This is a genomic window from Pseudoselenomonas ruminis (genome assembly GCF_008271295.1).
Classification (GTDB): domain Bacteria; phylum Bacillota; class Negativicutes; order Selenomonadales; family Selenomonadaceae; genus Selenomonas_A; species Selenomonas_A ruminis.
Genome location: NZ_VTOY01000001.1, coordinates 338,982 through 359,817 on the forward strand (window position 1 = coordinate 338,982; position 20,836 = coordinate 359,817).

Here is a 20,836-nt window from a genome sequence, read left to right on the forward strand (position 1 = left end):
CCGTCTTTTTGTCGCGAACATCTTGACATAAATGATGGACATGATATACAATATACACATCTTTTGTGCGTAAAAAATTCTAGGAGGCGCATAGCTTGACTACAGTATTCGTTAATGGTGCCTGTGGCCGTATGGGGCAGGCAGTTCTCAAAGCAGTTCAGGAAGATAAAGACCTGACGCTGGTGGGGGCATGTGATATTCATGGTGGGGCAGATACGGGCTCGCTCGTCGGCTTGCCGGCAAATGGTGTGCTGGTGGAAACAGACCTTGCCGCAGCTTTGGCGCGTTTGCAGCCGGAGGTCATGATTGACTTTACGCGTCCAGATGTCGTTTTTGACAATGTCATGACGGCACTGGCTCATAAGGTATCTCCGGTCGTTGGAACCACGGGCCTTTCCGAGGAGCAGAAGAGCGAGATTCGCAAGGCTGCGGAAGTAAATAATACCCCGGCATTTATCGCACCGAATTTTGCGATTGGTGCCGTTTTACTCATGGTTCTCTCCAAACAGGCGGCCAAGTATATGCCGGATGTGGAGATTATCGAACTCCATCATGACAACAAGCTCGATGCACCATCGGGTACCGCTATCCAGACGGCGGCAATGATTGCTGAGGTGCGTGCTGAACATAAGCAGGGGCATCCCGATGAGAAGGAAAAACTCAGCGGGGCGCGCGGTGCGGATTATGAAGGCATGCATATCCATAGCGTTCGTCTGCCGGGATATGTGGCTCATCAGGAAGTCATTTTTGGCGGACTGGGGCAGACTCTTACCATCCGTCATGATTCGCTGAATCGTGAATCGTTTATGCCGGGCGTCTGCCTGGCGGCGAAGAAGGTTCGTGGGTTGCGTGGTCTTACGATTGGCCTGGACCAGCTGCTTGAATTTTAAGAAATTGCAATAAACATCGAAAGGAAGAATTTACATGAAAAAATACAATGTTGCCATTCTCGGCGCTACGGGTGCCGTTGGCCAGGAATTCCTCAATCTTATCGAGGAGCGTAATTTCCCCTTTGCTGATCTCAAAATGCTGGCATCGAAACGCAGTGCTGGCAAGAAAATCCAGTTCATGGGCAAAGAGTACACGGTTGAGGAGACAACGGAAAATTCTTTCGAAGGTGTTGATATCGCTTTGTTCGCTGGCGGCGGTGCCAGCAAGGTGTTTGCAAAACCAGCCGTTGATGCTGGTGCAGTAGTCATCGATAATTCCAGTGCATTCCGCATGGACCCGGAAGTTCCGCTGGTCGTTCCTGAGGTCAATCCGGAGGCGATTGCCAAGCATAAGGGCATTATTGCCAATCCGAACTGCTCGACGATTATCATGCTGATGGCCTTGAAACCGCTCTACGATGTTTCCAAAATCAAACGCGTTGTCGTCTCTACCTATCAGGCAGTATCTGGTGGCGGCAAGGAAGCTATGGCAGAGCTCGAGCAGCAGGTTGACGATATCGTCAATGGCCGCGAGGTAACGGCTAACATCCTGCCGGGCGCTGCGCTTAAAAAGCATTATCAGATTGCCTTTAACCTCATTCCGCAGATTGATGTTTTCCAGGATAACCTCTACACGAAAGAGGAAATGAAGATGGTCAACGAGACGAAGAAAATTCTCGATGATCCGGACATTCGCGTTACGGCTACGACGATCCGTGTGCCGGTATACCGCAGCCATGCCGAATCGGTCAACATTGAGTTCGAGGATGAGGTCAGCGTTGAAGCTGCCCGCAAGGCAATTGATGCGTTCCCGGGTGCTGTCGTAAACGACAACCCGGATGAGCAGGAATATCCGATGCCGCTCTTCACGTCCGGCAAGGATGATGTAGAAGTCGGCCGTATCCGCAAGGATTTCTCCTGCGATAATGCGCTGAATCTCTGGTGCTGTGGCGACCAGATTCGCAAGGGCGCAGCGCTTAATGCGCTGCAGATTGCTGAATACATGATTGAGCATGACATGATTAAAAAATAAGTTTCGCCTAACCGCATAGGAAAATACCGTTTGTCGCAAACAGGACAAACGGTATTTTTTTGGAATATGATATACTGTGGATAAAGTAAAAGAAATGAGGTTGGTATATTTGAACGACGAATTAAGCATTAAAGAGCTATACGAAGAAGCCATCGAGCAGGCGGCTGACTTTTCCTTGGACGATAATCAGCGCGAGGTTGCGGAGATTCATCGCTATTATGCAGAGCGGCTCGGCGTTTTTCTGAAAATCTCGGAAGCGGAAACCGTAGAACGGATTAAGGAACTGGGGCAAAAAAATGACAGGTCAAAAATTGACCTGTCAAATGAGCCGGAAACACGGCTTCGATTAGAGGTTGACCGCATCATCGATGGGGCAATCGTATTTTCGGAAGACGAATATCAACATTTGCTCGAGAAATTAGCGGAGTTTCATGAGCTTATGGATTCGCCGCTCTATGATGTCCTGCAGCAGACCGCCTGGCAGATTTTGCAGGCGCTTCATCCGCAGCTTGACATGTATGAGCTCGAAGGGCTCTTGATGGAAGACTTGCAGCGCACGCTCGGGATGGCAGCAGAATCGCTTCGCTGATTGTTATTTCTCGGTCGATTCCATCCAATGAAGACGTGGCCGTCTGGATTTTTTCTTTTCGTCTTCCGCGACGGTTTTCCTTTCGTTCGCACGGTCGTTGTATTCTTTGATGGCCTTGTTCAGCCGGCCTAAACATTTGGAGCAATAAACGCCGTGATGGATTGGTTTGCCGCAACGGCTACACGGGTAAAGATATTGAAGGCCATCGGTATAAAACTGTCCGCGCTGTACCATCTGGGTTACGAGTTTTACATCCGTTCCCGTGTCGTTGCAGATTTCCTTGACAGTGGAGTGCGGATATTTGCGAACGTATTCGATGACGCGTTTTTCGGTTTCGCGTGTTTCTTCGTAACACTTTGGACAGGAACCGAGACCGGTATCCATAAACAAGCGGCCGCACAGCGGACAGTTATGCAGATGTGGTTTATATTTTTTATTCATAATAGAGACACCGTCCTTCCCTGGGATTTTCCGATAAAGAAAAAGTATATAATTTTACTCAATAACATTATATCATGAATTTTTAGAATATGATAGCAATAAAATGATTTAGCCTAGAGTTTCTCGTGGCTTTTCAGAAAATTTATAGGAAAATGTGGCAATAGTATGATACAATAGGAGATGCGAAAACATATTCGGGAGGTATTCAGATATGGTAAGCGAAGAAACTATGATGTTTAAATTCGGCAATGAGGAAAACAAGGCCGAGACGATTATCCGCAATGTTTGCAAGGCAATGGAGGAGAAGGGGTATAATCCCATCAATCAGCTGGTTGGCTACTTGCTTTCCGGTGACCCGGCTTATGTGACGAGCCATAATGATGCCCGCAGCCAGATTCGCAAGCTGGAACGCGATGAGTTGTTGGAAGAGTTGGTACGTGCTTATTTGGAGAAAAAATAAATGAAAAGGTATATGTCGCTGGATATTGGTGACCGTACGATTGGAATTGCTGTCAGCGATTTGCTGGGGCTTACGGCTCAGGGGGTCGAGACCATCCGCCGCCGCAAAGAGGAAGACGATTTGAAGCGGTTAGGGGAACTCATGGAACAATATGAGACAAAATCGCTCGTTTCGGGGCTGCCAAAGAATATGGATGGCTCAGAGGGCGAACGTTGCCAGATTGTGAAGGAGTTCATGGCAAAAGTCAAAGAAACGTATCCGGAGGTAGAGGTTACGTTTTGGGATGAACGCTTGTCGACGGTTGCCGCGTCTCGTTCGCTGATCGAGGCCGATGTTTCCCGCAAAAAACGCAAAAAGGTCATTGATAAGATGGCGGCAGTTTTTATCCTGCAGGGGTATTTGGACAGCATCCGTTAAGGTGGGCGGATGCTTGACAAAATTTCTGGTAATAGGCTAAAATGCTAAGAGATAATTTTATTTCAAGAGGTGAATGACATGGCAGATAAAAATGTAAATGACGAGAACATGGTTGTCGTTATGACGGATGACCAGGGCAACGAATATTACTACGAGGAAGAGATGATTATTCCGGTAGGCGACGAAAAGTATGCGCTGCTCATCGGTTTGCACAACGAAGAAGACGAGCATGAGCATAGCTGCGGCTGCGGTTGTGGCTGCGATGACGAAGATGTCCTGATTGCCAAAATCGTTGTCGGTGAGGACGGCGAAGAAGAATATATTGAGCCGACGGACGAAGAGTTCGAAGCGGTTCAGAAGGCCTATGACGCTTTGTGTGACGAAGCTGAGCAGGACTAATCCTGTTAAAGGGCTGCCATCCGGTCGGGAATGGCAGCTTTTTCGTATTTTATGAGGAATGGGGAGATAACGGTGTGGGATAAGTTCAAGGACTGGCAGCAGAGCGTGCAGAAGTGGTTGTCGGACCATGAAGGCAGTTTGGAGTGGCTGACGGATAAATTGGCGGCTGTAAGTGATACGATGACCTGGAAGCGCTGGGCAGCTGTGGCGGTGCTGGTGCTGCTGGTATTCGTGGGGGCATGTGCGGCCCTGTTTCGCGGCAATACAGCGCAGCGGGCGGCAATTCCGGCGGACCAGCCCATTTATGTTTCCGTAAAACCTGGAATGAGTGCCAGTGATATTGGGGATGAACTGGTGAAACACGGTGTTCTGGAAAATAAGTTCTCGTTCTGGTGGAAGGTCAAGACTGGTGATGCTGCCAGCCATTTTAAGTCGGGCGTCTATGCGATGAAGCCGAATATGTCGGCAGATGAAGTGCTGCGCAAGCTGGTTTCGGGAGATACTACCGTCGTGAAGTTCACGATTCCTGAGGGCTTTGGCGTCAAGGAAATCGCCAAGCGCCTGGCAGACGAGGGGCTCGTGGATGAACAGGATTTTTTGGCGAAGGCGAAAAAATACGCGCCCTATGATTACATTGAGCGCAAAGACGATATCCGTTATGCCTGTGAGGGCTTTTTGTTTCCCGATACCTATGAGCTTCACGAGGAAGCTACGCCGGAATCTATCTTGAAGATGATGGCCGAAGATTTTGATACGCGGCTGACGCCGGAGCTTCGTGCCCGTGCCCGCGAGATGAATCTTTCGATTTTCGACCTCATTACCTTGGCATCGCTGGTAGAAAAAGAGGCACTTTATGCCGAGGATCGTCCGATAATTGCACAGGTCTTTTTCAAGCGGCTGAAGATTGGCATGCCGCTGCAGTCGGATACAACGCTGCAGTATCTGCTCGATGCGCCGAAAGAGGACGTCTCGATTAAGGATACGAAAATCGAATCGCCGTATAACACCTACCAGCATCGCGGACTGCCACCGGGGCCAATTGCGAGCCCCGGAATGGCGGCGATTAAGGCAGTGCTTTATCCGGCCAACACCGATTATTTGTATTTTGTAGCCGACCGCAAGGGACATAATCACTACTCGACGAATTATGCCGACCATCAGGCTATCGTGGAACAAGTGCGTTAACAAGGCAAAGGCAGGAGTAAATTTTGGAAGATATTGAATTGTTATTCCGCGAAATGGAACAATACGCCGCGGAAAATCATGTGCCGATTATCAACGAGCGGGGCCGCAAGGCATTTTTGCAGGTGGTGCGGGAGCAGAAACCGCACCGGGTGCTTGAAGTTGGCATGGCGATTGGCTATTCCACGCTGCAAATTGCGGTCAACAGTGCCGATGACGTAAAGATCACAACGATGGAACTCAGTGAAGAGCGGGTGAAAACAGCCCGCTCTTATATTGCCCGTTCGGGCTATGACGACCGCATCCGTATCTTAACGGGCGATGCCGGGGAACTTTTGGCCCATGAGGCCGTGCAGGACGCGCCATTTGATTTCGTCTTTATCGATGCGGCTAAGGGGCAGTATGTCGACTACTTCCACAAGATTGAGCCGCTGCTTTCCGATTCGGCGGTCATCCTGGCAGACAACGTACTGTTCCGCGGTTACGTATGCTCGGAGGAGAAGCCGCCGCGCCGTTTTAAGACTATTGTGAAGCGGCTGCGTGAGTACCTCGAGCTCGTGACCAAGACGCCGGGCTATTCGACGGTGATTTTGGAAAATGGTGACGGGCTGGCGGTTACGCGGCGGGAAAAGAGTAAGTGTTAAATTTGGGAGGAATCCTGTTATGATAAAGAAGCCTGAGCTGTTAGCGCCGGCTGGCAATCTGGAAAAAATGAAGATGGCAATCCTCTATGGTGCCGATGCAGTCTACCTCGGCGGCAAAGCCTTTGGTCTGCGGGCCTTTGGCGGCAATTTCAGCCGCGAGGAATTGAAGGAAGCGGTGACTTTTGCCCATGAGCGGAACCGCAAGGTCTATGTGACGGTCAATATTTTTCCACACAATGGCGACCTTACAGGCCTGCCGGATTATCTTAAATACCTTGCGCAAATAAACGTTGATGCCCTGCTGGTCGCTGACCTTGGCGTGTTTATGATGTGCCGCGAGCTCATTCCGGAAATGGAGCTTCATATCAGCACGCAGGCCAACAATACCAACTGGGCAACGGTCAATGCCTGGAAGAAACTCGGCGCAAAGCGCGTGGTGCTCGCACGTGAAATGTCATTGGCCGAAGTTCGCGAGATTCGCGAGAAGTGCGATGTCGATTTGGAAATGTTTATGCATGGCGCAATGTGCATTTCGTATTCGGGGCGGTGCCTGTTGTCGAATTACTTCACGGGCAGGGATTCGAACCGCGGCAGCTGCGCGCAATCCTGCCGTTGGAAATATGCGCTGGTTGAGGAGACCCGTCCGGGACAGTATTTCCCGATTGAGGAGGACGAGCGCGGCACGTATATCATGAATTCCAAGGATATGTGCCTGATGCCGAATATCCGCGATGTCATCGAAAGCGGTGTCGACAGCCTGAAAATCGAAGGGCGCATGAAGAGCGTTCATTATGCGGCCAGCGTCGTCAAAGCTTACCGCCTAGCGATTGACGCTTATTTTGCTGACCCGGAACATTTTACGGTTAAGCAGGAATGGCTCGACGAGTTAGAAAAAGTTTCCCATAGAACCTATACGACGGGATTTTATTATCATCAGCCGACTGCGGAGGATCAGATCTATGGCAAGACGTCCTATGATCAAACGTCGGAGTTCGTTGGTCTTGTCCGCTCCTATGATGCTGCGACTGGCTGGGCCGTAGTGGAACAGCGCAACAATATGAAACTCGGGCAGGAGATCGAAGTCTTCCAGCCAACGGGGCCGCTTTACCGCCAGACCATTACGGCAATGGAAAATGAGGACGGCGAAGCAATTGAGGTGGCGCCGCATCCGCAGATGATTCTGCGCATGAAGATGGAGCAGCCGGTAGAACCTTATACGATTTTGCGCCGCGATGTAACATCTGTGAAGCAGTGACCCACATTTTTTAAAAATTATTGTAAAGTTCAATACGTTTATGATATGATGAAGTAGATGTTGTTTATACTATGAAAAAATGAGAAAGTGGTGTTGATTTTGGCTATTCGTTATTTTGGTACCGCTGCCGGACGCGTTCAGGGCGTCGGCTTTCGTATGTTTGTTCAACAGCATGCTATGGATCTTCATGTTACCGGCTGGATAAGAAACATGGAAGATGGAACGGTTCAAATGGAGCTTCAGGGAGAACCGGAAGCAATTGACAAGCTGGAAGGTTTCATTCGTGAAGGTAATTACTTCATCAAAGTGGAGAGCTTCAGCCTCGAAGAACGGCCGGTTGTCGACGGTGAGAAGCGTTTTGATGTCCGCTACTAAAACGGACGGGAGGAAATCAGATGGCAAAAGTCCTTGTGCTCAATGGCCCCAATCTCAATCTGCTGGGGACGCGTGAGCCGGAAATCTATGGCAGCACGACGCTCAAAGACATCGAGCAGATGATGGCTGCCCGTGCGAAGGAAGCCGGCATTGGGATTGACTTTTATCAGTCCAATCATGAAGGCTGCCTTGTCGATAAGGTGCAGGAAGCCAATCATCATTACGATTACATCATTTTTAATGCGGCTGCTTTTACGCATTACAGCATCGCGCTGCGTGATGCGATTGCTGCGATTGATGTTCCGCTTATTGAGGTTCATATATCCAATATCCATAAGCGGGAGGAGTTCCGCCATTCGTCAGTATTGGCGCCCGTTGCCATGGGGCAGATATGCGGACTGGGCATCGAGAGTTATATGGCCGCCCTTGAGGCCATTATTTACAAGTTGAAAAAGTAAGACCTTAGCCTTTCTCTAAGGAGGAGGGCTAATTTTATTGTTAGGAGTTGACCCATTATGAAAGAGAGCCGATTACAGGCAATCCGTGCGCTTATGGAAGAAAAGGGACTGGACGCGATGGTGGTGACGAAGTATGTGAACCTGCATTACTTCAGCGGCTTCCGTGGCGATGATACAACGTTGGTCATCAGCCGGGATAAGGCAATGCTCATTACGGACAACCGTTATACCGAGCAGGCCAGCCAGCAGGCACCATTGTTTGAGATTGTGGAGCAGCATGACGGCCTCTGGAAAAAGACGGCGGAATGCGTGAAAAAAGTCGGGGCAAAGAAAGCCGGCTTTGAAGGCAACGCCATGATTTATGCAGATTTTGTGACGCTGACGAAACTCTTGGATGGCGTGGATTTCACGACGGCTGTTTCGCTTGATGCCCTGCGTCAGGTAAAGGACGAAGAGGAAATCGCCTATATCCGCAAGGCGTGCGAAATTGCCGACATTGGCTTTAAAGATATCCTGACGTATGTGCGTCCGGGCATGACTGAAGTGCAGGTAGCCGCTCATCTGGAAAACTGCATGCGGGAAAATGGTTCGGAAGGTCCGTCGTTTACGACGATTATGGCTTCGGGCATCCGCGGCGTTCTGCCCCATGGCATTGCCACCGATAAAGTCATCGAAGAAGGCGAGTTCTTGACGATGGATTACGGTGCTATTTACGCCGGCTACGATTCGGATATTACGCGCACGATTTGCGTGGGACAGGCCGATGAAAAACAGCGCCGTATCTACAATGCTGTGCTCGAATCGCAAAAGCTGGCGCTCACTTTGATCAAGCCTGGCGTTTCCGGCAAAGCTGTCCACATTGCGGTACAGGATAATCTTGCCAGATATGATTTAAAACAGTATTTTGGCCACGGCCTTGGCCACAGCCTTGGCCTTGAGATTCACGAGGAACCGCGTATGTCGCCGAAAAAGGATTACACCCTTGCGGAAAATATGCTGATTACCGATGAGCCGGGCGTTTATATTCCGGGATGGGGCGGCCTGCGCATCGAAGATACGGTCCTCGTCACGAAAAATGGCTGCGAGCCGCTGACAAAATCCAGCAAAGAATTCATTGAGGTAATCTGACCGCATAAAGATAGCAACGAACCCTTTTCAAAAAGTAGAAAATATGCTATTATAGATTCGTTACATTGAAATTAATGCCGTAAAGGCAATATATTGGAGGGCGTAAGTTAATGATTAATAGTACTGATTTCCGCACGGGTCTCACGATTGAGATTGATGGTGGCGTATGGCAGATTGTTGATTTCCAGCATGTAAAACCGGGTAAAGGCGCTGCATTCGTTCGCACGAAAATCAAAAACGTTGAGACGGGTGCTGTTGTTGAGCGCACGTTCAACCCGAACGAGAAGATGCCGGCAGCACATCTTGAGACGCAGAACATGCAGTTCCTTTATGAGGCTGATGGCATGTACACGTTCATGAATACGGAAACGTACGAGCAGGTTGAGCTGAACAAAGAGCAGCTTGGTGATGCGCTGAACTACCTGATGGAGAACATGGAAGTATCCATCCAGATGTTCAAGGGCCGTATCATTGGCATTCAGCTCCCGAACTCCGTTAACCTCAAAGTTATCGAGTGCGAGCCGAGCGTTAAAGGCAACACGGCTACGGGCGCTACGAAGATGGCTAAGGTTGAGACGGGCTATGAAGTTCGCGTACCGCTGTTCATCAACGAAGGCGAAGTTCTGCGCATCGATACCCGCACGGGCAACTACATCGAGCGTGCTTGATTCTGTTGGGATTTGATGCTTTGGACTGCCGCATCATGGAAAAATGGTGCGGCAGTTTTTTGATGATTTTTTCGTAATTATTTCCGGGTTGGCAGGAATCCCAGAGCTGTTTCGCGAAAGTATATACAAATATAACAATTCGAGTAAGGGCATCTGTCATAAAAATGGAGGGATTCGTAATGGAAAAAGAAAAAGAAATCAAACAGGCTGGTACGTTGGGGTCTATCCGCATTGCCGATGAAGTCGTCAGTATCATCGCAGGACTTGCCGCTACGGAGGTAGATGGCATTGCCGGCATGAGTGGCGGCATTGCTGGCGGTATTGCGGAAATGCTTGGCCGTAAGAATTTTGCAAAGGGCGTAAAAGTCGAAGTTGGCGAGAAAGAAGCTGCGGTCGACCTTTATATTATTGTAAAATACGGCGTACGCATTCCGGATATTGCCCTGGCTGCTCAGGAAAATGTCAAGCAGGCAATTGAGACGATGACCGGACTTTCGGTTGTTGAGGTCAATGTTCATGTTCAGGGCGTTGGTTTCCCCGAAGATGATAAGCATGAAGATGAGGTTCGTGTCCGTTAAAAGAGGCTGATGATATGGGAATAATCAATCGATTTCTTCTCTTATTGCTGTCTCTTTTGACGTTGGCGCTGTCCATTTCGGTTTTGGGTGCAGTCTTTGGATGGCTGCCTGAGTCCGTATGGTTGGATTCCCTTCACTATGCGATGGCGCGGCAGGAAACGATTGCCGCTTCCGTTGTGGTGTTTTTGGTGAGTTTGAAACTGCTCGGGCAGGTTTTTTGCTGTTCGAAAGATAAGACGACCAGCAAGGGCGAATACGTCATCGAAAGCGGTCCGCGGGGAGAAGTACGTGTGGCACTGGATGCAGTGCGCAATTTTACTGACAGGCTGGCACGCGAGGCGCACGGAGTCCGTGATGTCCGCGTGGTGGTAAAAGCCAGGAACCGCAAGGAAGGCGCAACACTGGCCTTGCAGCTTGAGCTGGTGGTCGGCCGTGAGGCTGAAGTGACGAAGCTGTCGGAGAAACTCACGACAACAATCCAGCAGCAGCTTGAGCAGACGATGGCACTGACGGAAGTGCCGGTTAATATTGTGATAAAAGATGTCTCCGATGCGCAGCCGTCGAAAAAGCATCGTGTCGTGTAAGGCGGTGACTAGTTGATGAAAGAGGAATTTAAGTCAATTTGTCAGGCGTTGTGGCAGGAGCATCGCGGGAAGACCGTGGGGGCTGTGGCAGGAATCGTCCTCGGCACAGCTATCCTCTGTTTTGGCTTTTGGCATACATTCTTTGTGCTCTGCTGCGGGTTGATAGGCCTTTATATTGGCGCGCAGATGGACCAGGGGGAGAATGTTCTCGGAACCATTGGGGACAGAGTCCTGCATTTGTCGGAGCGTTTTCGGAACTAAGATTGGAATAAGAGGAAGGTAAGTAATGAGTCGTAGACAAGCAAGGGAAGCTGCCCTGCAGGCGCTTTTCCAGTTGGATTTGAATCAGGCAGATACGGAAGAGCAGCAGGGGATGTTTGAAACCCTGGCTATTGATACCGCACTAGGCGAGGGGGAGAAAATGTCCGCCCGCGACCGTTCGTATGTGCAGACGCTTGTTCGTGGCACTCGTGAGAATCTCGAGGCTATCGATGCCTTGATTACGGAGAGCTCGAAGGATTGGAAGATTGAGCGTATGGCAGCTGTTGACCGCAATTTGGTCCGCATTGCCATCTACGAGATTCATTTCTCGGAGGAGAAGCTTACGCCAAATATCGCAATCAACGAGGCTGTGGAACTGGCGAAGAAGTACGGTACGGATGATTCCAGCCGCTATGTCAATGGAATCCTGGGCGCGATGATGAAGCTTTCGCGCTAATGAAACGAACTGCCAGACCCAAAGAATGGTCTGGCTTTTTCGTATGTCTGGAGGGAATTGCGTGGCAATACATTCTGTCAGTCAGGTAAACAAATTCATAAAGAGTATGTTTGAGCGGGAAAATGTGCTGCGCGGCATTATGATTCGCGGAGAAATCTCGAACTTTAAATGCTATCCGTCCGGCCATTGTTATTTTACCTTGAAGGATGCCGGTGGCGCCTTAAAGGCGGTAATGTTTAAAAGCCGTGCGCAGCATTTGCGGTTTCAGCCCGTCAACGGATTGAAAGTGGTGGCGTCAGGAACGATTTCCGTTTATGAGCGGGACGGGGCCTATCAGCTTTATGTGGATTCGCTGGCCCCAGAGGGAACTGGCGATTTGCAATTGGCTTTTGAACAGTTAAAGGCAAAACTCACTGAGGAAGGTTTGTTTGACCAGTCCTGGAAAAAGCCATTGCCGGTGTTCCCAAAGCGCATTGGTATCGTTACCTCGCTGGCGGGGGCCGTATTGCGCGATATCTATCACGTGTCGAAACATCGCTGGCCGCATATCCAGCTGCTGCTTCATCCCGTGCAGGTACAGGGCGAGGGGTCAGCCGAGCAGATCGCAGCTGCCATTGCGTTTTTCAACGAAAAATGTCCGGTCGATGTTTTGATTGTTGGCCGTGGCGGTGGTTCGATGGAGGACCTTTGGTCGTTTAATGAAGAATGTGTCGTTCGGGCAATTTTTGCCTCTAAGATTCCGGTCATTTCGGCCGTGGGGCATGAGACGGATTTTACGCTGGCGGATTTTGCGGCCGATGTCCGGGCGGCAACGCCGTCGAATGCCGCAGAACTTGCCGTACCCGACTGCCGTGAAGTGGCACGTCATATCGTAAATCTTAAGGCGCGTTTGACAAGTCAGGTGAAAAAAGGCATCGAAAGCCGCAGGCTGCGGCTTAATGCCTGCCTTAAAAGTCCGGTCCTTGCCAGTCCCCAGACTATGCTGGCGGCACGGCGTCAGCGGCTGGATTATTTGCTGGGCGATTTGCAACGATTGACGGAAAAAAGCGTTACCACCAAAAAACACCGCCTGAATCTTTTGCTCGAGCGGCTCGATGGTATGAATCCTGCGGGGGTACTCCGCCGTGGCTATGCTGTGGCGGAAAAGCGCGGCAAGCTGGTGACTCGTGTGGCGGAGGTAAAACCAAAGGACAAACTGCAGCTTATCCTTCAGGATGGACGGGTTCCCGTTGAGGTCCTGAGTGTGCCGGAAGCTGAGGCAGTCAAGGCGGGAAAGGAAGGACAATAAGATGCCAAGAAAAAAGGAATTATCGTTTGAAGAATCGCTGGAGAAGCTGGAGCAGATTGTTGCTTCCATGGAATCGGGCGACAGCAGCTTGAAAGACCTTATGGCAAATTATTCCGAAGGAGTCCAGCTGGGAAATAATTGCCTCAAGGCACTTGAAGATGCCGAAAAGACTATGGACCTTTTGGTTCGCGAAGACAACAAGAAAGTAATCAAACAAGAATTGCAGATAGAGGGAGAATAAACGATGAAGCTCAAGGAACTCTGGAAAGAAAGACAGCAAATGGTTGAGTCTGCTTTGGCTGGCGAACTCAATAAGAAATCGCCAATTGACAAGACGCTGACAGAATCCATGGAGTACAGTCTGATGGCTGGCGGCAAGCGCCTGCGTCCCGTACTTTTGATGGCGGCCGCCGATGCCCTGGGCGCTGATGGCACGAAATTCCTCAAAACGGGAATTGCCATTGAGATGATTCATACGTATTCTCTGATTCACGATGATTTGCCGGCTATGGATGATGATGACTATCGCCGTGGCAAACTCACCAATCACAAAGTTTACGGTGCTGGTATGGCAACATTGGCCGGTGATGCGCTGCTGACGCTTGCCTTTGAGGTAATGCTTCGTCAGGATGGTGTTGATGCGGATACGCTGGTTAAGGTTGTGCGCGAAATGAGCGTTGCCGCTGGTCCGGATGGCATGGTTGGCGGTCAGGCCCTTGACGTGGAGTCGGAAAACAAACAGATTGATATGGACACCATGCGGCTCGTTCACATGGGAAAAACCGGTGCGTTATTCCGCGCCGCCATTCGCAGTGGTGCGACCCTGGCCGGAGCAACGGAAGCCCAGCTGGCCGCGCTGACGGAATATGCGGATAAATTCGGGTTGGCCTTCCAGATTACCGATGACATATTGGACGTCATTGGCGATGAAGCCGTAATTGGCAAGCCGGTTGGCAGTGATGAGAAAAATCATAAATCCACTTATGTAACCCTGACTTCCCTCGAAGAAGCCAAGAAACTGGCCCAGGAAACGGCTGATGAAGCGGTGGCCGCTCTGAAGGATTTTGGTCCGGAGGCAGACTTCCTGCGTGAACTGGTTTCTTATCTGGTAGACCGTAATAAATGATTGGGAGTGCTTGGCATGAATGCATATCCACTGCTGGATAAAATCAATAATCCGGAAGACATAAAGAAGTATAGTCTCTCGGAACTCGAAGAACTGGCGCGTGAGCTGCGCAGTTTTATCATCGATACCGTAGCGGCCAATGGCGGGCATCTGGCACCAAGCCTCGGAACCGTGGAACTCACTCTGGCCCTATATAGTGTATTCCGCTTTCCGCAGGATAAGCTGGTTTGGGATGTAGGCCATCAGGCGTATTCCCATAAAATCCTGACGGGCCGCCGGGAACGCTTTCATACCCTGCGCCAGCTCGGGGGCATAACGGGGTTCCCAAACCGCTTTGAGTCAAAATACGATGCGTTTGGTGTTGGTCATGCCAGCACCTCAATTTCGGCGGCGCTTGGCATGGCGGTTTCCCGTGACCTCTGTGGCCGCAACAATGAAGTCATTGCGGTTATCGGCGACGGTGCTTTGACCGGCGGCGAGTCCTTTGAAGCCTTGAATCAGGCCGGCGACCTTGGGAAAAAACTCATTGTAATCTTAAACGACAATGAGATGTCCATCGACAAGAATGTCGGCGGCATGAGCGAGTATCTTTCCCGTATCCGCATGGCGCCGCAGTATAACAAGGCCAAAAAAGATGTGGGCAATCTGCTCATGAGTATTCCGCACATTGGCGACAAGGCCTATCGGACGGCGCAGATTGTGAAAGACAGCGTTCGCTCGGCCTTGGTGCCGGGCAGCGTGTTTGAGGAAATCGGCTTCCACTACATCGGACCGATTGATGGCCACGATATATCCTTATTGCAGGAAATGTTCTGCCGGGCTAAAGAGCTCGAAGGGCCGGTGCTCATTCACATTCATACGAAAAAGGGCAAGGGCTTCCTGCCAGCTGAGAAGAACCCCAACAAGTTCCATGGTATTGGCGTTTTTGACCGCCATACCGGCGAATGTCCGAAAAAGCAGGGCGGTGCACCGAGCTATACGTCGGTGTTCAGCAAGGCTTTAATCGAATTGGCCGATAAGAATACCGATATTACGGCCATCACGGCGGCCATGCCGTCGGGAACCGGACTTAAAGCCTTTGGCGAAGTCTATCCGGCCCGCTTCTTTGATGTGGGCATTGCCGAGGAGCATGCCGTAACGCTAGCGGCAGGCATGGCGGCCGATGGGCGTCATCCGGTAGTGGCGCTGTATTCGACGTTTGCCCAGCGGGCTTATGACCAGTTGATGCACGATGTCTGCCTGCAGAATCTGCCGGTGACGCTTTGTCTTGACCGTGCCGGTCTTGTCGGTGCCGATGGCCCGACGCATCACGGTGCTTTTGACTTGTCCTATCTTCGTCATATGCCGAATATGACAATCTTTGTGCCTAAAGACGAAGCGGAACTCCGGGATATGCTGGCAACCGCTGTGTCGATGGATTCGCCAACGGCAGTCCGTTATCCGCGCGGCGCTGGCTTTGGCGTGCCAATGAGGGAAGAGTTTTCTGAGGTTCCTGTTGGTAAAGCGGAGATTCTCAAGGCTTCGGACGAAGATACCGTAGCCTTTTTGGCCGTCGGTCCGATGGTTCATCGGGCAGAACAGGCAGCTGCTATTTTAACTGATGAGGGAATTTCAGCATCGGTTGTCAACATGCGCTTTGTCAAACCGCTCGATACCGGAGTTATTGAGCAGATGGCTTCCCGCTGTCTGCTGGTTACCGTTGAAGAAAACTCACTGGTTGGCGGTTTTGGCTCAGGTGTCGCAGAATATCTGATGGATAAGGGGCTTTCGGATAAAGTGAAGCTTCTTCGCCTGGGGATTCCGGATAAATTTATTGAACAGGGGACGCCAAACGAACTGCTCGAGCTCTGTGGCCTTACCCCGGAGCAGATGGCAGCAGCAGTAAAGGAACGATTGAAATAATGGCAAAACAACGATTAGATATTTTATTAGTGGAAAAGGGATTAGCCGGCAGCCGGGAGCGTGCGAAACGCATGATTATGGCTGGTGAGGTCCTGGTCGATAATCAGAAAGTTGATAAGGCAGGGGCCACGGTAAAACCGGAAGCGGAAATCCGCCTGCTCGGCAACGATATTCCTTATGTCAGCCGTGGCGGCTTGAAGCTGGAAAAAGCGATGAAGGAATTTGGCGTTGCCCTCGAAGGCCGCCGTTGTGCCGATATCGGTGCATCGACTGGCGGTTTTACGGACTGCATGCTGCAAAATGGTGCGGTTCAGGTGTTTGCCATCGATGTTGGGTACGGTCAGCTGGCTTGGAAGCTCCGCACCGATGACCGCGTTGTCAATATGGAACGGACGAACATCCGCAACGTTACCTCGGATGATATCGGAACGCTCCTGGATTTTGCTTCGATTGACGTTGCGTTCATTTCGCTTGAGAAAGTCCTGCCCGTGGCGTTTTCTCTGCTAAAACCCGAGGGAGAGCTCGTGGCCCTTATCAAGCCGCAGTTTGAAGCCGGCCGTGAATTTGTCGGCAAGAAGGGCGTCGTCCGCGATGCGTCGGTTCACGAATCGGTTATCCGGAAAGTCACGGCCTTTGCCCGTGACCTCGGTTTTGTGCCGATGGCGCTTACCTTTTCACCGGTAAAGGGGCCGGAGGGAAACATTGAGTATCTTATCCGGCTGACAAAAGACAAGGACCAGCGGGATACCGTGACCGAAGAACGGCTCGTAACGGTTGTAGCCGAGGCGCATGGGGCGCTGGATAAATAAGGAGTATGTGATGTAATGCTGACGATCGCCATTTTTCCGAATGTGGATAAACCTCAGGCTCCTGAAGTACTGAGCCGTATTATGGATTTTTACCGGGATAAGGACGTGAAGCTCGTCATGCCGATTGATGAGTCGCGTTTCTTTGGCTTCGAAGAATACGGTGTACCGAATATTGAGCAAATTGACGCCGACATTGCGCTGAGTATTGGCGGCGATGGGACATTGCTCGGGGTGTGCCGCCGTTACGGAGCCAGGTCCGTGCCGGTTTGCGGCATTAATATTGGCACGCTTGGCTTTATGGCCGATATTGAGCTAAGCGAGCTGGAGACGAAACTCCAGAAAATCCTCGAGGGAGATTACCAGATTGAACATCGCCTGCTGCTAGCTGGTTTTGTGAAATCGAGTGGACAGGAACGCTTCCTTGGCCATGCCATCAACGATGTCGTTGTGACCAAGGGCGGGGTAGCCCGCATGCTTCATTTGGGGCTCAGCATTAACGAATCACATTTAATTGATTACAAGGCCGATGGAGTTATTGTATCATCGCCAACGGGGTCAACGGCTTATTCGCTTTCGGCCGGCGGCCCGATTATGAATCCGAATATTCGGGCCTTGCTGATTACACCGATTTGTGCGCATACGTTTAATATGCGGCCGTTGGTGGTTGGCGAGGATGATGTGGTTCACATTCAGATTGCGGCAATCCATCAGGATATCATCGTGACATTCGATGGACAGGAAAGTTTCCGCCTGCTGCCGGGAGATGAAGTGACCGTTATGAAATCAAATGTACAGGCTGGCATTGTGAAGTTTGAAGACAAGGATTATTACCAAATTCTGCGGACGAAACTTTGGAAAGACGCCTGATATCGTTAGACAAGGAGAGGTGGACAGATGAAAAGTGTACGTCATGCCGTAATCAAAAATATCATTGACAATCAAGTTATCGAGACGCAGGAGGATTTGGCCGAAGCGCTGCGGGAACGCCGCATTCAGGTAACCCAGGCTACGGTTTCCCGTGATATCAAAGAATTGATGCTCATTAAGGTGCCGACTGGTGACGGACGCTACCGGTATGCGTCGCCGATGCAGAACGCCATTTTGTTCACGGAAGAGCGCATGCATCGGCTGTTTGCTGATACGGTTACCGCTTGCGATTACAGTGAGAACATCATTGTGGTCAAAACGCTGCCGGGCGGAGCTAATACTGTAGCATCGGCCTTGGATCATGCCAATTGGACGGAAGTCATCGGCACGGTTGCCGGCGACGATAACATCATCATGGTCATCAAACCAAAAGAGGCTACGGAAAAAATTCTGCACCGTCTGCAGTCTTATTTGAAATGATGCACACTAAAGGAGATTTTCTTCGATGCTGAAAACTTTGACCGTTTGGAATTTTGCTTTGCTGGAACATGTTCAGGTGGAGTTTGGTCCAGGGCTCAATATCCTGACCGGTGAGACCGGTGCAGGTAAATCCATATTGATTGATTCTTTGGGCGCAATCTTAGGACAGCGCATCTCGTCGGATTCCATCCGCACGGGGTGTGATTGGCTGCGCGTCGAGGCTGTTTTTTCACTGGAACAGGAATTGCCGGAACTGCACGCGTTTCTAACGTCACAGGCGATTGATGATTCTGAGGGGATGCTCATTATCACGCGTCAGGTGACCCGCGGCGGCCGCAGTATGGTTCTCGTAAATGGCTGCCATGTTACGCTGGCGGTTTTAAAGCAGATTGGTTCTTTTTTAGTGGATGTCCATGGTCAAAATGAAAATCTGGCCTTGTTAAAGGAAGAAAGCCAGTTTAATTTGCTGGATGGTTACGACCCAAAACTTTCGGAAGCGCTGGCCGCTTACCGGCAGGTCTATGACAATTGGCGCAGCTGTTCCCAGCAGTACGCCGAAAAGGAGCAGGCTTCGCGTGAATACGCGCAGCGTCTTGACATGCTTCGCTGGCAGGATAAGGAAATCGAAGGCGCTCAGTTAAAAGCGCGGGAAGATGAAGAGCTCGAGGCACAGATTCGGAAGCTTTCGCATGCCGAAAAGATTGCGGGCTTTGTCGAAGAATCGTACAACCTGCTCGAAAATGGTTCCAAAGAAGGCGGAAGCGTTCTGGCCGCACTTTCGCGGGTCAAGAAGAATCTCATGGATATGAGCCGTTTTGACGAGTCAATGGCTAACGCGCAGAAGATGGTCGAAGAGGCATTTATTTCCCTGCAGGAAGCTGCCTATGAGCTTCGCGACTATGGCGAGGGCATGGAGTTCAGCCCCGAAAAACTGGACAAGCTTCAGCGCCGCATGGATGTCATCTACAAGCTTCGCAAAAAGTATGGGGCTACGATTGAAGATATCCTGGCCCATCAGGAAAAAGTCCGGCAGGAGCTGCAGGATATCGAAAACTATGACGACGACATGCAGGAACTGGCCAAGCAAATTGAAAAACTGCAACAGGAGCTTGAGGCAAAGGCCGAAGCCGTGACGAAGCTTCGCGTCCAGGCAGCCAAAGAGCTCGGAACAGCTATTGGGAAACAGCTTTTGGCATTGGGGATGCCCAAGGCAGTATTTCGCATTGCCGTCACGCGGGCGGGCAAGTTCCAGCCGAGAGGGGCGGATGCCGTCGCTATGTACTTTTCCGCTAACCCTGGCGAAGCGGAAAAGCCCTTGCAGAAAGTTGCTTCGGGCGGTGAGCTCTCGCGTATTGCCTTGGCCATCAAAACGGTGGCTGCCGCACGCGATGCGTCGGTTCCGAGTATGGTATTTGATGAGATTGACACAGGAATCGGCGGCCGCACAGCCCAGATGGTTGCCGAGCGCATTGCGCTGGTGGCCAAGAATAAACAGGTCCTTTGTATTACGCATCTGCCGCAGATTGCCTGCATGGCCGATATTCATCTCTACATTTCCAAATCGACAACAGATGGGGCGACAAATACGCAGGTGCATCAGCTTACCGAACGGGAGCGCATCAGCGAAGTGGCCCGCATGGCTTCTGGTGTCGATGTCACGACCGCATCCCTTGACAATGCCAAAGAAATGGTAAGTCATGCGATGGTATTCAAGAACAATTTACGCTGATATTTTTGTAAAAAATTATATGGACTTTTTTTCAAAGCATGATATCCTTATAAAGGATTGTAAAGGATTTGGAAAGAAGGAAAAAAGTGAAAGAATATGTACCAACTGGTCATCGCGTATTCCGTGGTGGCTGGAGCATCAGCTACGAAGTCGTAGCAGTGGAAGTGACCGAGGATTCGATGCCGGTGTCTGAGATGGTCGTGGAGGACCACTCGGATATCGAAATGGAGAATGTAGCCATAATCCGGGTATAAGATTTCGGATGAAATGAGAGAAGAGCCTTTTGTTTTGCGACAAGAGGCTCTTCTTTTGTAAAAAAGAACTTATGATGGCAGGAGTTTGCCGATTGAAGTAGAAATATAATAAAGTGGATTGTTGATTGAAGTCCTCGATAGGGAGGAGAACTGGATTTTGGACAAGCAGTTTGGAAAGATTACCGTTTTGGAATCGACCGGGCGCAAGGATAAATTCGGCAGCGAGTACTATTGGTGCCGTTGTGCCTGTGGTAATTTCACGATTTTTTCCCAGGAAGAACTCGAAAGCAATTACATCCAGGATTGTGGTTGTGGCTGTGCCAAAGTTTCGGAGCAGGAAGAAAAACAAGTGGTAAATGTATCGAACCTTGTAGTGGTTGATTCCCGGAATGGCAAAACGAAAAAAAGGAAAGCATCTATCGAATCGTTTTCGTCTCGATGGTGTGGACTCGACGGAGTAGCTACGAATCCAAAACATATTCATCCATGGCCGGAAGTCAAACGCCGCCGTTAAATGGAGGAA

28 protein-coding genes are annotated in these 20,836 nt (G+C 50.5%); 27 read left to right on the top strand and 1 reads right to left on the bottom strand.

Annotated elements, in window-relative coordinates:
• Positions 1-95 precede the first annotated feature (95 nt).
• The 3 genes from dapB to FZ040_RS01395 all read left to right on the top strand — a co-directional run bounded on the left by dapB (position 96) and on the right by FZ040_RS01395 (position 2,551).
• On the top strand, positions 96-890 hold the full coding sequence (gene dapB, locus FZ040_RS01385; RefSeq protein ID WP_149170352.1) for a 4-hydroxy-tetrahydrodipicolinate reductase: 795 nt from the start codon (positions 96-98) through the stop codon (positions 888-890).
• Between the two features lie 34 nt (positions 891-924).
• The gene (locus tag FZ040_RS01390) at positions 925-1,962 is read left to right on the top strand and encodes an aspartate-semialdehyde dehydrogenase (protein WP_149170353.1); all 1,038 of its coding nucleotides are present in this window, start codon (positions 925-927) and stop codon (positions 1,960-1,962) included.
• A gap of 109 nt (positions 1,963-2,071) precedes the next feature.
• The gene (locus FZ040_RS01395; RefSeq protein ID WP_149170354.1) at positions 2,072-2,551 is read left to right on the top strand and encodes a hypothetical protein; all 480 of its coding nucleotides are present in this window, start codon (positions 2,072-2,074) and stop codon (positions 2,549-2,551) included.
• 3 nt (positions 2,552-2,554) lie between these two features.
• On the opposite strand, the gene FZ040_RS01400 is transcribed toward FZ040_RS01395, so the two are convergent.
• Positions 2,555-2,992, bottom strand: a complete 438-nt coding sequence (locus FZ040_RS01400) for a hypothetical protein (RefSeq protein WP_149170355.1) — start codon at positions 2,990-2,992, stop codon at positions 2,555-2,557.
• 211 nt (positions 2,993-3,203) lie between these two features.
• Between FZ040_RS01400 and FZ040_RS01405 the strand changes: the two genes are divergently transcribed.
• The 24 genes from FZ040_RS01405 (at position 3,204) to FZ040_RS01515 (ending at position 20,827) form a co-directional block, all read left to right on the top strand.
• Complete coding sequence (locus FZ040_RS01405) at positions 3,204-3,452, top strand: IreB family regulatory phosphoprotein (protein ID WP_149170356.1); 249 nt, start codon at positions 3,204-3,206, stop codon at positions 3,450-3,452.
• Positions 3,453-3,869 carry a Holliday junction resolvase RuvX gene (ruvX, locus tag FZ040_RS01410; RefSeq protein WP_187620200.1) on the top strand — a complete coding sequence of 139 codons (417 nt, stop codon included), beginning with the start codon at positions 3,453-3,455 and terminating at the stop codon, positions 3,867-3,869.
• Between the two features lie 78 nt (positions 3,870-3,947).
• The gene (locus FZ040_RS01415) at positions 3,948-4,268 is read left to right on the top strand and encodes a DUF1292 domain-containing protein (RefSeq protein WP_149170357.1); all 321 of its coding nucleotides are present in this window, start codon (positions 3,948-3,950) and stop codon (positions 4,266-4,268) included.
• Between the two features lie 72 nt (positions 4,269-4,340).
• On the top strand, positions 4,341-5,453 hold the full coding sequence (gene mltG, locus FZ040_RS01420; protein WP_255448692.1) for an endolytic transglycosylase MltG: 1,113 nt from the start codon (positions 4,341-4,343) through the stop codon (positions 5,451-5,453).
• Positions 5,454-5,476: 23 nt separating this feature from the next.
• Positions 5,477-6,094 carry an O-methyltransferase gene (locus FZ040_RS01425; RefSeq protein ID WP_365690406.1) on the top strand — a complete coding sequence of 206 codons (618 nt, stop codon included), beginning with the start codon at positions 5,477-5,479 and terminating at the stop codon, positions 6,092-6,094.
• 19 nt (positions 6,095-6,113) lie between these two features.
• The gene (locus FZ040_RS01430; protein WP_149170358.1) at positions 6,114-7,349 is read left to right on the top strand and encodes a peptidase U32 family protein; all 1,236 of its coding nucleotides are present in this window, start codon (positions 6,114-6,116) and stop codon (positions 7,347-7,349) included.
• Between the two features lie 90 nt (positions 7,350-7,439).
• Positions 7,440-7,724 carry an acylphosphatase gene (locus tag FZ040_RS01435; protein WP_081823352.1) on the top strand — a complete coding sequence of 95 codons (285 nt, stop codon included), beginning with the start codon at positions 7,440-7,442 and terminating at the stop codon, positions 7,722-7,724.
• 20 nt (positions 7,725-7,744) lie between these two features.
• Entirely contained in the window at positions 7,745-8,182 is a 438-nt protein-coding gene (aroQ, locus tag FZ040_RS01440; RefSeq protein ID WP_149170359.1) for a type II 3-dehydroquinate dehydratase, read from the top strand.
• A 57-nt stretch (positions 8,183-8,239) separates the two neighbouring features.
• Positions 8,240-9,310 (top strand): M24 family metallopeptidase, encoded by a 1,071-nt coding sequence (locus FZ040_RS01445; protein ID WP_365689766.1) that lies wholly within the window; start codon positions 8,240-8,242, stop codon positions 9,308-9,310.
• A gap of 110 nt (positions 9,311-9,420) precedes the next feature.
• Positions 9,421-9,978, top strand: a complete 558-nt coding sequence (gene efp, locus FZ040_RS01450) for an elongation factor P (RefSeq protein WP_033169387.1) — start codon at positions 9,421-9,423, stop codon at positions 9,976-9,978.
• Between the two features lie 164 nt (positions 9,979-10,142).
• Complete coding sequence (locus tag FZ040_RS01455) at positions 10,143-10,556, top strand: Asp23/Gls24 family envelope stress response protein (RefSeq protein WP_439653898.1); 414 nt, start codon at positions 10,143-10,145, stop codon at positions 10,554-10,556.
• 14 nt (positions 10,557-10,570) lie between these two features.
• Positions 10,571-11,140, top strand: a complete 570-nt coding sequence (gene amaP, locus FZ040_RS01460; protein WP_149170362.1) for an alkaline shock response membrane anchor protein AmaP — start codon at positions 10,571-10,573, stop codon at positions 11,138-11,140.
• Between the two features lie 15 nt (positions 11,141-11,155).
• Positions 11,156-11,401, top strand: coding sequence for a DUF2273 domain-containing protein (locus tag FZ040_RS01465; RefSeq protein ID WP_255448693.1), 246 nt, complete (start codon positions 11,156-11,158; stop codon positions 11,399-11,401).
• A 25-nt stretch (positions 11,402-11,426) separates the two neighbouring features.
• Entirely contained in the window at positions 11,427-11,858 is a 432-nt protein-coding gene (gene nusB / locus FZ040_RS01470) for a transcription antitermination factor NusB (protein ID WP_149170364.1), read from the top strand.
• 61 nt (positions 11,859-11,919) lie between these two features.
• On the top strand, positions 11,920-13,146 hold the full coding sequence (gene xseA / locus FZ040_RS01475; protein WP_149170365.1) for an exodeoxyribonuclease VII large subunit: 1,227 nt from the start codon (positions 11,920-11,922) through the stop codon (positions 13,144-13,146).
• Between the two features lies 1 nt (position 13,147).
• Positions 13,148-13,387 (top strand): exodeoxyribonuclease VII small subunit, encoded by a 240-nt coding sequence (gene xseB / locus FZ040_RS01480; RefSeq protein WP_149170366.1) that lies wholly within the window; start codon positions 13,148-13,150, stop codon positions 13,385-13,387.
• A 3-nt stretch (positions 13,388-13,390) separates the two neighbouring features.
• A complete protein-coding gene (locus FZ040_RS01485; RefSeq protein WP_149170367.1) occupies positions 13,391-14,272 on the top strand; it encodes a polyprenyl synthetase family protein in 882 nt (293 codons plus the stop codon).
• Positions 14,273-14,287: 15 nt separating this feature from the next.
• The gene (dxs, locus tag FZ040_RS01490) at positions 14,288-16,174 is read left to right on the top strand and encodes a 1-deoxy-D-xylulose-5-phosphate synthase (RefSeq protein ID WP_149170368.1); all 1,887 of its coding nucleotides are present in this window, start codon (positions 14,288-14,290) and stop codon (positions 16,172-16,174) included.
• Positions 16,174-16,983 carry a TlyA family RNA methyltransferase gene (locus tag FZ040_RS01495; RefSeq protein ID WP_149170369.1) on the top strand — a complete coding sequence of 270 codons (810 nt, stop codon included), beginning with the start codon at positions 16,174-16,176 and terminating at the stop codon, positions 16,981-16,983. The genes dxs and FZ040_RS01495 overlap by 1 nt, the downstream gene beginning before the upstream one ends.
• Before the next feature lie 15 nt (positions 16,984-16,998).
• A complete protein-coding gene (locus tag FZ040_RS01500; protein ID WP_149170370.1) occupies positions 16,999-17,850 on the top strand; it encodes an NAD(+)/NADH kinase in 852 nt (283 codons plus the stop codon).
• A gap of 27 nt (positions 17,851-17,877) precedes the next feature.
• Positions 17,878-18,330, top strand: coding sequence for an arginine repressor (argR, locus tag FZ040_RS01505; protein ID WP_033169398.1), 453 nt, complete (start codon positions 17,878-17,880; stop codon positions 18,328-18,330).
• 25 nt (positions 18,331-18,355) lie between these two features.
• Entirely contained in the window at positions 18,356-20,059 is a 1,704-nt protein-coding gene (gene recN / locus FZ040_RS01510) for a DNA repair protein RecN (protein WP_149170371.1), read from the top strand.
• 86 nt (positions 20,060-20,145) lie between these two features.
• Positions 20,146-20,313 (top strand): hypothetical protein, encoded by a 168-nt coding sequence (locus FZ040_RS13915; RefSeq protein WP_187620201.1) that lies wholly within the window; start codon positions 20,146-20,148, stop codon positions 20,311-20,313.
• Positions 20,314-20,470: 157 nt separating this feature from the next.
• Positions 20,471-20,827 (top strand): hypothetical protein, encoded by a 357-nt coding sequence (locus FZ040_RS01515; protein WP_149170372.1) that lies wholly within the window; start codon positions 20,471-20,473, stop codon positions 20,825-20,827.
• Positions 20,828-20,836: the final 9 nt, after the last annotated feature.